This is a genomic window from uncultured Anaerobiospirillum sp. (genome assembly GCF_902485895.1).
In the GTDB taxonomy this organism is placed as follows: domain Bacteria; phylum Pseudomonadota; class Gammaproteobacteria; order Enterobacterales; family Succinivibrionaceae; genus Anaerobiospirillum; species Anaerobiospirillum succiniciproducens.
In genome coordinates this window covers 1-12,694 of the sequence record NZ_CABTML010000117.1, presented here as the reverse complement: position 1 = coordinate 12,694, position 12,694 = coordinate 1, and the positions used below count along the sequence as shown (strand labels likewise).

Annotated in this window: 10 protein-coding genes; 3 read left to right on the top strand and 7 right to left on the bottom strand. The window is 42.2% G+C overall.

All coding sequences use genetic code 11. From position 1 onward, the window contains the following. The first annotated feature begins 518 nt into the window (after nt 1-518). Both RDO37_RS10175 and djlA read left to right on the top strand, forming a co-directional pair. Nucleotides 519-1,217 (top strand): nucleotidyltransferase family protein, encoded by a 699-nt coding sequence (locus RDO37_RS10175; RefSeq protein WP_308499000.1) that lies wholly within the window; start codon nt 519-521, stop codon nt 1,215-1,217. 300 nt (nt 1,218-1,517) lie between these two features. Further along, the gene (djlA, locus tag RDO37_RS10170) at nt 1,518-2,498 is read left to right on the top strand and encodes a co-chaperone DjlA (protein WP_308498999.1); all 981 of its coding nucleotides are present in this window, start codon (nt 1,518-1,520) and stop codon (nt 2,496-2,498) included. 93 nt (nt 2,499-2,591) lie between these two features. Here djlA and RDO37_RS10165 read toward each other — a convergent pair whose 3' ends face one another. The 5 genes from RDO37_RS10165 to RDO37_RS10145 all read right to left on the bottom strand — a co-directional run bounded on the left by RDO37_RS10165 (nt 2,592) and on the right by RDO37_RS10145 (nt 7,221). Next, on the bottom strand, nt 2,592-3,464 hold the full coding sequence (locus RDO37_RS10165) for a pseudouridine synthase (RefSeq protein ID WP_308498998.1): 873 nt from the start codon (nt 3,462-3,464) through the stop codon (nt 2,592-2,594). A gap of 261 nt (nt 3,465-3,725) precedes the next feature. Then, nucleotides 3,726-4,688: an outer membrane protein assembly factor BamD gene (locus tag RDO37_RS10160; protein ID WP_052338932.1), complete on the bottom strand. Its 963-nt coding sequence runs from the start codon at nt 4,686-4,688 to the stop codon at nt 3,726-3,728. Nucleotides 4,689-4,916: 228 nt separating this feature from the next. Further along, the gene (locus RDO37_RS10155; RefSeq protein WP_027939525.1) at nt 4,917-5,486 is read right to left on the bottom strand and encodes a YggT family protein; all 570 of its coding nucleotides are present in this window, start codon (nt 5,484-5,486) and stop codon (nt 4,917-4,919) included. A 102-nt stretch (nt 5,487-5,588) separates the two neighbouring features. Then, nucleotides 5,589-6,407, bottom strand: a complete 819-nt coding sequence (gene proC, locus RDO37_RS10150; protein WP_273326134.1) for a pyrroline-5-carboxylate reductase — start codon at nt 6,405-6,407, stop codon at nt 5,589-5,591. 112 nt (nt 6,408-6,519) lie between these two features. Next, entirely contained in the window at nt 6,520-7,221 is a 702-nt protein-coding gene (locus RDO37_RS10145; protein ID WP_027939526.1) for a YggS family pyridoxal phosphate-dependent enzyme, read from the bottom strand. Between the two features lie 483 nt (nt 7,222-7,704). Between RDO37_RS10145 and RDO37_RS10140 the strand changes: the two genes are divergently transcribed. Next, on the top strand, nt 7,705-7,911 hold the full coding sequence (locus RDO37_RS10140; RefSeq protein WP_027939527.1) for a DUF362 domain-containing protein: 207 nt from the start codon (nt 7,705-7,707) through the stop codon (nt 7,909-7,911). A gap of 138 nt (nt 7,912-8,049) precedes the next feature. Here the strand turns inward: RDO37_RS10140 and RDO37_RS10135 are convergent, their stop codons facing one another. Further along, a complete protein-coding gene (locus RDO37_RS10135; RefSeq protein ID WP_308498997.1) occupies nt 8,050-10,902 on the bottom strand; it encodes a UvrD-helicase domain-containing protein in 2,853 nt (950 codons plus the stop codon). 203 nt (nt 10,903-11,105) lie between these two features. Then, nucleotides 11,106-12,694: site-specific tyrosine recombinase/integron integrase (gene xerA / locus RDO37_RS10130; RefSeq protein ID WP_308498996.1), on the bottom strand; the 1,589-nt coding region annotated here is incomplete at its 5' end.

The window sequence follows — 12,694 nt, the reverse complement described above, 5'->3', positions numbered from 1 at the left end:
GTTTTGAGAGAATATATAGAAAATCAAGATCGACTGCTGTAATGTTAGTAAGATGTAGGCTTACATCTCCACCTAAACTCTTCGAGTTATAGGTGGAGAATTACGCCTATTTGTTAAATGTGGCAGCGTTGGCAGCAGCACAAGCAAAGGCAGTCATAAGCAGACCAAGTGCAAACTTTCTTAACATCGTGATCTCCACATGCAACTATGGCCAGAGCCTCACCAAAGCATGTTGCTACTTATAGCTGAACCACTTACTAAAAACTTTTCACGCATTAAGTCTATTTCAGCTTCATAGTATCGTGTGTATACAGCAACTCTAATTGTTAAGCTAGTCACCTATATCTAAAAACTAAACATACAAAGACAGTTAACGATCTAAACTGGTGCATCATCTTTCAAGAATCATCACTTATTAAAAGTAATGGATTATTGGCTTTTCGCACCTGAAAGCTAGCTTATTGCATATGCCATAGCTAGAATGATGATACTTGTTATAGCAAGGATAAGGATAAACTATGCGTGCCATGATATTAGCAGCAGGACAAGGCAAACGTTTGCGACCTATCACTGCCACCATACCTAAGCCTATGGTGCAGGCTGGCGGAAAAACTTTGCTTGAGCACCACTTTGATAAACTCAAAGCAATTGGCATTACTGATCTTGTAGTAAATGGAGCCTATCTTAAAGATGTACTCTTTGGCTATCTTCAAGATGGCTCATCTTTTGGCTTGAAGATTTCTGTAAGTGCTGAGGATGCTGATGGTCTTGAAACTGCTGGAGGCATTATCAAGGCGCTGCCTTTACTTGGATCAGAACCTTTTCTCGTGATTAATGGAGATATCTTCTTAGATACCCCATATGATTTTCTGCTGCCTTGCCCAGAACAAATTGCTAAGCAACAACGCCTTGCTCATCTATTTTTGACCAGCAATCCAGCCCACAACGCCAAAGGTGACTTTGCTTTATCAGACAGTGGCGATCTAATTTACGGCTCTGACTATACATTTGCAGGTTTTGCCTGGTATCACCCTCAAGCTTTTGCTGGTAGAGCAGTGTGCCGTGAGCCATTGCGCCCTTATTTTGATCGCTGGATTGAAGAGAAACAGATTACAGCATCAGTGCTAAGTGCACGTTGGTTTGATGTAGGTACTGTAGAGCGTCTTAATGATTTAAACGCCTACCTTGAAGATAAAACTAATAGCCTGAATAGCTAAAGTAATAACTTAGATAGCTAAAAGTGTTTGCTTAGATAGCTTAAAGTGTTCGCTTAGATGCTTAAAAGCGCGGCACTTTGTTCTAACTATATGCAGTTTAGATCATGGCAAATGCCGCTTACTAAGCTTAATCTGTCCTAAACATGGGAACATATAGATACTCAGGAGATGGCAAGGATATTAAGCGCTCATGCTCCTGCATAAAGATTATTGTTTCTAATTGGGCCTAATCTTGATAGGCATGACCTCAATTGTGTATTTCATAAAATTGGGTCAGAAATCAAATAGGTTTTATTACTCATGAGTTCAAATGTTATCTCGTGGAAAGGCCGTATTATTGGCGGTCTGATTGGTTTTTTATTTGGCGGTGTTGGCTTTTTCATCGGCTTTGCCCTTGGCTATTTCTTATACGATAAGCCACGCAACGAAATGGTACAAAGACATACACAAGCACGTAATGCATTTACCGGCACTAATATCAATCCGTATGCACGTGAGCGCCTGATTAAAACTACCTATCGTTTGATGGGCTACGTATCCCGTGGCGCAGGCCGCATTAATCAATCTCATATCAATCAAGCTGAGTACTTTATGAAGGTGATGCAGCTTGATGATACCATGCGCTCATTAGCTATTGAAAGCTTCAATTTAGGTAAGAAAGATAATTTCGACCTTTATCGTGAGGCACAAAAACTCTATTCAGTATTTGGTAACAGCTCTAGCACTATCGTGTCATACCTAATGGAAATTCAAGTATCCATCGCTATGGCAGATCAGGTAATTGAGGATGGTGAACACAAACGCCTCTTAGAAGTAGCTCAGGCATTTGGCATTCCTCTTAACCACATGGAGCAATTGATTCGCGTCCGTATCGCCGAAATGCAGTTTGCCAACTTCTCTAGAGAATACGCTAAGGCTCGCCAAAGTCATTATCAGAGTCAGGGTAATCATGGTAGCTACAGCAGCTATGGCAACCATAGTTACGAAAACTACGAAAAGTATGGCTACGATCAAGATGAGTCACGCAGCTCATCATCTGACTCATACAGCTACAAGTCTCACTCAAGCTCTGATCTCGACAACGCCTATCAGATTCTTGGAGTAACTAAAGATACTTCATGGGAAGATATCCGAAGAGCCCATAAGAAACTGATGCTTAAGTATCACCCTGATCGCTTAGCCTCTCAGGGTCTGCCCCCTGAAATGGTGAGCATGTATACCCAAAAGGCTCAAGATATTCAGGCTGCATTTGCTCTTATCAAACGCCACCTTGGCAAATAATAGTGTCAGTGACACTCTCATGACCTAAAACAAAGGCCCTGACAACATTAAGCTGTCGGGGCCTTTGTTTTTGGTATTTTCTAAACTTGCTGCTTACTCATGAGCATCAACAATAGCGACTGCCTGAGCTTGGCAATTAGCTTGAGCTTGAACAGAGGCGGAGCTTTTCACGTCGCTATCAGTTGGCTTGAGCATGGTGTTGGTAACCTTTTGTACTAAAGGCTCAAGGTCAACATCTAACCAGTTAAGGTCGATAGGACAAGACTCAGGTATATCAAAAGGTGCTGGTGCTGCAAAACGTAATAACTGACCAGTACTTGGATGCTCAAAGCTTAGTAAACATGCATGGAGGTTTAAGTGTGGTACACACTCAAACACTCTGTCATTAGCGTAAAGGTGATCGCCTAAGATTGAGTGTCCTAGCTGCTGCATATGCACACGCAGCTGATGGGAGCGACCGGTTTGCGGATAGAGGCGGACAAAGGTGCGATCTTTTTGCTCATCGTAGTACATGGCCTCATAGTAAGTGAGAGCCTTTTTGCCTACTTCAAAGTTAACGCTTTGGAAAGGACGGTTATTAATGTCCAAAATCAAAGGCAGATCTACCGCTCCAATACCCTCAAGCTTGCCATCAACCCAAGCTACATAGACCTTCTTTACCGTTCTAGAAATAAACTGCTTGCCTAAGGCTGATACGGCAGGTTTATTTAGGCCCACCACCATCACACCTGAGGTGCCGTAATCGAGGCGATGCACGGCAAAGGCATCTTCATACATGCTCTTAACACGCGACATGATACTGTCATGATGGATCTTGAGCTTGCCTGGTACAGACAAAATTGTAGAAGGCTTATTCACCACCATGATGTCACTATCCTCATGGAGGATGTCCAAAAATGGAATTAACGGTGGATCATAGTGGAACTCACGACTTGCCATCTTATGGTACTCATAAAAATGCCGCATCTATCTTTGCATGCAGATAGCTAAATGACTTGCCTGTAAACAGCACTAATCTTTGCTAACTCATATGCACAAGATAAAACTTGCATGGTACAAAAACGAAAAAACCCGCATTAACGGGCCTAAAACTACACCAAAGGTGTCTTTTTCACAATCAAGAGCCAAGCTAAGCCCCTACCTTGCAAGGCTGAGTTTAACTCTTGATGAAAAGCGCTTAAATGAAATTAATTCATCAAGCGCTTTTCAGATTAAAGAACTATTTAATTAGTTCTGACGCTGCATCTTAGCCATCTTTTCTTCTTGAATCTGACGTAAAGCTTCAGCACGCATCTTAGCATCACGCTCGAAACGATTAATTGGCTTGAACTGACGCCAGAAGTAAATGCGGTCTGCCATAGGAGCATCAACTACGAAGTTGTAAACACCCTTAATGTCATTACCTGCAGCATCTACTGGCAGAGTCTCGTTAGCCATAAACTTTGGTCTATAGCCCTCAGGGAAGGTCTCATCACGCAGCTGAATGGTGTTGGCCTTAGCTTCCTTTAAGCCGAGCTTGTCATAGCTCTTAATCATGATATCTAAAGCTTCTTTTAAAGCTGGAGTATTACGATAGCTATGTACGATATTGCGGCCGTGGGTAGCAGCAGAAACATAAGCGCCACGTAAGTAGTAGTAACGAGCAATATTGAGCTCATGCTTAGCTAACTCACGCTTGATGAAAATCATACGCTGACGAGCATCTGCAACATAGAGGCTATCAGGATAGGACTCGATTAACTCGCTGAAAGTGTTAAACGCGTTAATGAACTCAGTAGGATCCTTTTGTGAGCGATCTAAGCCTAAGAAATCCTGGAACATGTCGGCGCGTTTTTGCATCTCAATTAAGCCCTTCATGTAGTAAACATAGTCAATGTTTGGATGAGTTGGGCTTAAGCGGATGAAACGTGCTACCTGAGCTGAGGCAAGCTCACTCTCACGTTGCTTGTAATAAACGTAAATAAGGTCAAGCTGTACCTGAGAGGTAAAGTCACCAAATGGGTAGCGAGAGTCGATTGCTTCTAAGTAACGACGAGCTGTATCAAACTCACCAGAGGCCATGGTTGTCTGGGCTACTTTATAGAGGTTCTCTGGAGATACATCTGGTACTTCATCAGCATTAGGACCACTGCTACAAGCACTAAGAAGTAACGACAAAGCAAAAGCGCCGAGGGCCAAATATTTAGTCATTGAGGGCTCCGTTACAAAGACATATACAGGTCAAAACCCCTGTACATCGCGGAAAAAATAGCAAGTCATTGTATCAAAGAAACGACAAAACTATCAAAATTCTTGCCTAGCCTCAAGCTAAAAATCATGAGGCTTTGGTATGTCTCTAAGTGCCATACATTAGACGTATATAACGCATTAAGCGTAACGACGCGTACGCTATGGCTTAAAGAGAGGCTCGTACAGAGGCTACATCATGCGCCAGAGTAAGAACAGCTCAGGACTTACAGAGGCTAAGATCTTGTAAATCAGTGCGTTTGCGCCATAAATGAGTAACAGCACTACCATTAAAGAAATATCAATCATGCCAATTGGTGGGATGATGCGCTGTACCGGGCTAGTGATTGGTTCAGTTGCCTGAGATAAGGTGTAACCAAACTCTCTAGTTGCTGGCAACCATGAGCACAGGGCCTGAACTAACAGCAAACAGATCACAAGATAGCCAAAGCTCTTAATAAAGAGAATGACAGAAGCAAAAAGAGCATACACAATTGGCAGCTTTACAAAGAGTAAAGCAGAGAGCAGCCACCATGCTAGAGAAATAATCATGGCGACAATAAAGCCAGCGATGAAAAATGAGCCCATACGAGCCTGACGCCATACAGGGATATTTACTAATGGGTTAGTAAGCTTAGTAACAGCCTGCACCATAGGATGGTAGTAGTTAGCTGACGAACTCTGCAGCAAAGCTCTAAACTGGAATAACATCACGACAGCAGTCACGATGTACATGAGATTCCAAAACATTGAAAGTGACATAATCAATCCTAAATACTTAACTTAATGCCTGTCATATATGGCAAGGCATCATGAAATCTATTTTTACGCCTCAATAAGGGCTAAATTACTTATCTTTTGAGCTTATTTAAACATGTCTTCAAATTCGCGAGTACGACGTAGACAGGCTTCAATAACCTCAGACATCATCTCTTCAAAATGATACTCGGTCATTTTTGACAGACCTTGGAAGGTGGTACCACCTTTAGAAGTTACCGCCTCACGTAAGGCTGATACACTTTGATCTTGATTGTTGATGACCATTTGAACGGTGCCAAGGGCCATAGCCTCAATAATCTGACGTGACTGTTCGGCTGAAAAACCTTTCTTTTGAGTCTCTGCAATTAAAGCTTCCATAAAGCGATATAAAAATGCTGGAGCAGAGCCTGCTAAAGCACCCAGGCTGTTAATACCCTCTTCATCAGTAAGTACAGTTTTGCCAAGGCCCTTTAAGAGCTCTAAGCACAACTCTTCATCAGTCTTGGTAGCGCCTTTATCTAAGGCAACTGAGGTAACACCTAAGCCTAACTTAGCTGGGGTGTTAGGCATAATACGAATTAATCGAACTGCACCTAAACGAGAGAAGAAGGCAGAAAACTTAAAGCCTGCCGCCATGGAGATGAACAGCTTGTCTGAGTAATCAACACCACTATTTTTAATCTCTTCTAAAACATCAGGCATGATCTGTGGCTTTACGCCTAAGAAGATAATCTTAGATTCTCTTAAGGCCTGTAGATTGTCGGCAGTTACTGTGGCACCTTTATTAGCAAAGTGCTCGAGCTTCTCTACATGAGGGCCGCTCACAATAATATTATCGACGTTACCACGGGTAGCGATAATGCCATTGAAGATACAGGAGGACATATTGCCTCCACCGATAAAGGCGATGTTCAGCTGTTCCATTCTTTCCACTCAAACATTGCTCTTATAGCAAGACAACCGAAGTTAGACTCAAATTTAATTAAAAATTAAGATTAGTACTCTGCGTAAGATGACATCTTATCAAGCACGATCCTTACTTGTGATATTCGCGAGCACCGAAGATAGCTGAGCCAATCCTCACCTCGGTTGAGCCGCAGGCAATAGCCTCATCCAGATCTTGGGTCATACCCATAGATAGCTCAGTTAAATTTGGATATGTGGCGCTTAATCTATCGCGCAGAGCTTTAAGGCTATTAAATGATTGCTCTAGCTCATCTTTATCTGCATCAATTCGAGCCACGCCCATTAATCCTATCACTTCAAGCTTAGGTAAAACTGAGGTGGCTTTGATAAGCTCTTCTACCTCATGTTCATCACAACCTTGCTTTTGATCTTCATGAGAAATATTGACCTGAATCATCACCTTTAAAGGCGGTAAATCATCAGGACGCTGATCACTTAGTCTCTGAGCAATCTTAATACGATCAAGACTTTCTACCACATCAAAATGAGCGGCAATGTGTTTAGTTTTATTCGACTGAATTGGGCCAATAAAATGCCAAATTATGTCATTAAAGCCCTGAGATTTTAAAGACTCTATCTTTTGCGCAGCCTCAAGAGCATAGGACTCGCCAAAATAACGCTCACCTGCGGCATAGGCCTCTTTAATCATTTGTTCAGGCTTGGTCTTGCTCACACACAAGAGTTTTACCGTACTTACATCACGACCAGACGAGGTACATGATGAACTAATTTGATTGTGTACCTGTTGCAGATTTTCAAGAATATTTTGCATGACTCACATCTTCAATTAAGGCCGAAAGTACAATAAGGAATGATGTCGCAAGTAAAGACAAAGAAAGTTTGCTTAAATTACACCGTGGTATCATGTGTAAATTGCGCCACTATCATACTCTTTGTGTGCATCATCCTAACAGATTACCATCTAGACTCTTGTCAAAATAACTTTTCCTTCATTAATCGTATGCATGATCTTATGATAAGACGAACGCATACTTTAAGCTAAAGCTTGTTTTGATAGCACTTGTATAGTGCGTACAAAAGCCTATGATCTATTGCGGATGTTTACTGCCATCAGACTGCCAAAGTCTCATGCCTTGGCACTAATACTAATTTGTATCTCACTAAGTACTGCTTAGTTAAGCTTAGCCTTGATACCGTACTTTAGCTAAAGATTTATTACAAATTACTTACTCGCATCAGGCATAAGCTGATAACTTTTACCTGAGAGCGCTAGACTCACTACAGAGGGACACTAATGTTCTACATTGATCAAGATACTTGTACTGCATGCGATGCTTGCATTGAAGCTTGCCCATGCGATGCTGTTATTATCGTCGACGGTAAACACACTATCGACCCAGATCTTTGCGTAGAGTGCGGTGCCTGTTACGATGCATGCGAGTGGGGTAGCGTCTTTGAGGCTAACCCTGCGGACATGGTGATCCCAAAGAAGGATCTCTAATACTCATTGTGTCGCGCACGGTGCTCATCACATATGATAAAGGCAGCTTCAAGCTGCCTTTATCATTTTTACTTGAAGTAGTGGCCAACGTATTCGCCATTATTAAAAGCCGCCATAAGCTCAACTATCTTAGATAAGCTAGTTTACCTTTTTGATTGCATAAGGCTTAGTCCCCATATCCTTGAGAAGTCCCACTGCCTCTTCAATAAAGCGACTTATATGTACCTTCTCTGCTGGATAACCGTAACTACTACGTTGTAAACAATAGCCTACAAATAACTCTTGCTTAGCACGTGTTACAGCAACATAAGCTAAACGACGCTCTTCTTCGATATTTTTATTTAAGCGTGATGGCAAAATGTTTTCCTCAAAGCCAACACAAATGACTGCCTTAAACTCCAAGCCTTTAGCTGAGTGAATCGTCATGAGCTTAACTGAATTGTCATCAACCACGCCGTTTTGACCCTTTTCATTTGACTCAGCTGAGCTAATCAAAGCCACGCCAGATATAAAGTTTAAGAGCAAATCAAACTGCGAAATTTCAGTGCCATCGTCAAGCACGATCTTGCTCTGCTCTCTAAGTACTTGTGCATGATCTGCACTCTCTTTAGCATCACCATCATGATCTTTATTGTGACCATCCATATTCATAAATGGATCTTTTGTAGCTTTAACAGCTTTAACTGGTGATTTTTGAGCCTTAGATAAAAGTCCGTCACTCTCAGCGATAGAAGTTAACCCTGACACAGACTCATTAGACTCATCTTGAGAATCGCTACTCTCACTAACCTCGGTGTAAATCGCCGCTACAGCTGGGGCTGGCTCTGCATCATCGTCATCGCGAATTGACTGTAAGAAAGCCTCATAGCTTGAGATCTCAGTGCCATCATCACCAATGAGAGCATCCTCAATACGCAAAGCTAACTCATTGAGATTGCTAGTTGGCTTTTCTTGCAGAGCCTCCGCATTAATAATGAGCTGTTCAATATTGTCCATACGAGATACACCAAAACGAGCAGAGTGCTCCTTGGTATCTAAAGACATAAAGTACTCATCAAGACCAGACTCACTAATCACCAGCTTAATTAAATCAGGCAGCTTGGTGGTGTACATCTTTTTCTTTAACGACTCAATCAGCTCATAAAACGGAATGGCTTTTTTAAAGGCATTGGTAGTTGAGCGATCGCCTGATCTAAATGCCATACTCAAAGCTTCATAGCATGACAAGCCGCAGGTTCTAGCATAGAGCTTAATCTTCTGCAGATAAGCCTCACCCATACCTCTACGTGGGACATTTAAGACCTGCTCAAAGGCAATGTCGTCCTTTGGATTAACCATGAGGCGCAAATAACAGAGCACTAAGACAATCTCAGAACGCTCATAGAACTTGGTGCCACCATAGATCTGATATGGAATATGACTATTAAGCAGCATGCTTTCAATCGGAGATGAAAGCGAGTTATTGCGATAGAGCACTGCAACGTCTTTGTACTCATAGCCCTTAGCTTGCAAGATCTCTAGAACACGACTTACAAAAGCCGCATCAGAACTGCACCTTACGATATTTACTACAGGAGTATCTTTTTGCTGCAATTGCCAAGTATGCTTGATACGTTTTTTTACCTTGTTATCAGAAATGGTGTGATTAAAGATCAGTGCTTCAATAACCATTTTGCGCATTGAAGGTGTCATTTGCTCAAGAGCGCCATGATAGCCATCAACACTTTCTAACTGTTTAAAGTAATCAGCACTGTACGGCTCTACTCTAAAAGTGATGCCACTAGAAGCGCCCAGCTCCTCAACATCATCAGAGAGTAACTCACTACCTGCATTAAAACTGTCTTCTACAATTGCACCATGAGCTGCAGATTTTACAGAGCCAGTCTCATCAGAACAGACAAACTTAATGGCCTCTATGACCTTATCTTTTGGGAGTGACAGCAGCAACTGCAAGTCTGCTTTAGAAAGCTCTTTATAAATATCAGGTGCAGTTAAGAACTTCTCAATAATACGATCTGAGTTATAGGCAATGATGGCATTTGCAAAGTTCAGAATGTTTTGTGTTGAACGGTAGTTAATAGTCAGCTCATGCTTGTTGATATTTGGCAGATCTCGCTCAATACGCTGTAGATTGGCAATATCAGCACCACGCCATGCATAAATACCCTGATCATCATCGCCCACAACCATTAAATGGTTGTACTGATTCTTAATTAGCATGACGATCTGATACTGAATGGTATTGGTATCCTGAAACTCGTCGATAAAGATGTACTTAAAGCGGCGAGTGTAATACTGTCTAATGCTTGAGTTTTCCAACAAGAGCTTCTTGGTACGATTGAGCAGATCGTTAAAGTCTAAGACGCTAGAGGTCTCACATTCTTGGCAGTAACATGCAAAGAGAATCTGATAGAGCTCTTCACTAGAATATGATTCCCAGTTATCTGCAAGCGAAGCTCTTACGGCCTTAAGTACTTTTGGATCAATTGCTGGACTTATGTCCTTTTGCTTATCCTGATTGATACGATTGAGTACTGTGCGTAGATCAACCTCACCATCTTTCAAATCGCCATAAGACTCATTGTTCTTAATGCCATATTGAGTGTAGATACGCTTTAGTAATGTCTTTTGATCTGAGGTGGTAATAATCGAAAACTCACTTGGTAGTCCCGCCTCAATCGCATGGCGATGCAAGATCTTATTGCACAGACCATGGAAGGTTGTTACGACCAGGCTTTTAACATCGTCATCATCCCAGCCTAAGGCCAACGTTAGACGGGTACGCATCTCCTCAGCAGCCTTGTTGGTAAAGGTTACCGCCAGGATCTGCCATGGCTTACACTCTTGAGTACTAACAAGATATGCCACACGCGAGATCAATACTTTAGTCTTTCCTGTACCAGCACCTGCAACCACAAACATGTCACAAGGATCGGCAGTAGCAATCTCAAGCTGCTGTTCATTAAGGCTATCAAGCAATGATGTAGGCATGATCTGTACAACCTTATAAAAAAATGTGGCACTCAAAAGACAAAGAAGCAAAGAAAATAGCTATCTAAGAGCCTAGGATAAGTGCCAAACAACACCTAAGCACATAAAAACGCTGCGTACATCTAAAGCATCATATGCTTTAGTAACACCCCATCATCATTAAAGCGCGAGCATAGTACATGAATACATACACGCTCTCTCTTTTAGATGACAGGATCACGCTTTACCTGATCTTTCTTGCTAGATCCAAGGGCTTTTAGTAGCTCTTCTGAGTTTTCGAGCATATCTTGGGTCTGTTCAATAAGCACAGGGTCATTTGGTTGGGCACGTGGGTGCGCAGCAGCAACCACATCTTTTAAGGCTGCTAGATCCATATGGGTATAAATCTGTGTTGCGGCCAAGGATGAGTGTCCTAGCATCTCTTGGACTAAACGTAAGTCCGCGCCATTACTTAAAAGCTGAGTGGCAAAAGAGTGACGCAACTTATGCGGCGTAACCTTACCTTCAAGTCCAGTTCTGATGGCTGCATTCTTAAAGCGCGATTGAATGGCTCGAGTTGTAATACGATAGCCAAAACGATTTAAGAACAAAGCATCCTCAATAGGCTTGAACTCATCACGAACGCTTAAGTATTTACGAATAGCATCTAAAGCCACCTCGCCTACAGGCACGATGCGGGTTTTATCGCCCTTACCTGTGACACGTACTTCTTTCATATCAAAGTCGATATCGCCTAGATTTAGAGAAACAAGCTCACTGACACGTAGGCCAGATGAAAACAAGAGCTCTGTAACTGCTCTATCTCTTATATCATTCGGCGTAGTTAACGGCTCTGAAGTAAGACGATCGATTTCATTTATAGATAATACACGCGGAAGTGCGTTTTTTACTCTCGGAGGGGAAATGAAATCTATAGGATTGCTAGAGATGATCTCTCTTTTAATTAAAAACTTAAAGAAAGATGATAGAGCGTGGATAGAATGAGCTACAGACGCACTTGAATAACGAGTGTTATTGCTATTGATTGCAAACAAACGTTGAATCTTACGCATCTGCTGCTTTGATAATCCCTCCCAAGAAGTAACTGCTGGCAGACCTTCATCAACTTGTTTGTTTAACAAGTTAATCACTCTTGAGAGGACTTCTTTGTAAGCCTTAAAGGTAGCCAGAGAATACATCTTTTCAAAACGAATGTAGCTTAAAAAGAGATTAGCATCTGCATACAATCCCTCATCGCTATCAAAGAACTCAGCCATCTCGCCCCAGTTACGAGCCTGCCCTGTAAGAGGGTTGATGACCATACCAGTACGCTCATCAGCTCGATACTCGTTTTGCATTTGCTTAAGCGCTTCAAGTGACACATCTTTGTCGATGCGAACATCTAAACGCTCTATGCGTTCTTGAATCTCCTGCTGCTCTTGCTTAGTAAAGTTATCACGTGCCTTAGGACCATTACGGCGCTTGATAGACTCTCTTTCCGAGGACTGCGCATCAGACCACTCCGATCGCTCTTCCACCGTATCGGTACTAACTAGTGACTTCTTGACCTGCACCTGTGCAACTTGCTCACCGCCCTCAATACAACAAGCATCTGCAGGCAATGCGCTCATCACATCACTAAGATCATTAGCGTCTGCTGGCAATGCGCTCATCGCATCACTAAGATCATTAGCATCAGCAGGCAATGCCCTCATAGCGTCACTAAGATCATTAGCATCAGCAGGCAATGCGCTCATCGCATCACTAAGATCATTAGCATCAGCAGGCAATGCGCTTATAGCATCACTAAGAT

Coding starts and splice junctions, on each gene's coding strand:
- RDO37_RS10155 (WP_027939525.1), bottom strand. CDS start 5,486: ATGTCACTTTCAATGTTTTGGAATCTCATGTACATCGTGACTGCTGTC.
- RDO37_RS10145 (WP_027939526.1), bottom strand. CDS start 7,221: ATGCAAAATATTCTTGAAAATCTGCAACAGGTACACAATCAAATTAGT.
- RDO37_RS10175 (WP_308499000.1), top strand. CDS start 519: ATGCGTGCCATGATATTAGCAGCAGGACAAGGCAAACGTTTGCGACCT.
- djlA (WP_308498999.1), top strand. CDS start 1,518: ATGAGTTCAAATGTTATCTCGTGGAAAGGCCGTATTATTGGCGGTCTG.
- RDO37_RS10135 (WP_308498997.1), bottom strand. CDS start 10,902: ATGCCTACATCATTGCTTGATAGCCTTAATGAACAGCAGCTTGAGATT.
- proC (WP_273326134.1), bottom strand. CDS start 6,407: ATGGAACAGCTGAACATCGCCTTTATCGGTGGAGGCAATATGTCCTCC.
- RDO37_RS10165 (WP_308498998.1), bottom strand. CDS start 3,464: ATGCGGCATTTTTATGAGTACCATAAGATGGCAAGTCGTGAGTTCCAC.
- RDO37_RS10140 (WP_027939527.1), top strand. CDS start 7,705: ATGTTCTACATTGATCAAGATACTTGTACTGCATGCGATGCTTGCATT.
- RDO37_RS10160 (WP_052338932.1), bottom strand. CDS start 4,688: ATGACTAAATATTTGGCCCTCGGCGCTTTTGCTTTGTCGTTACTTCTT.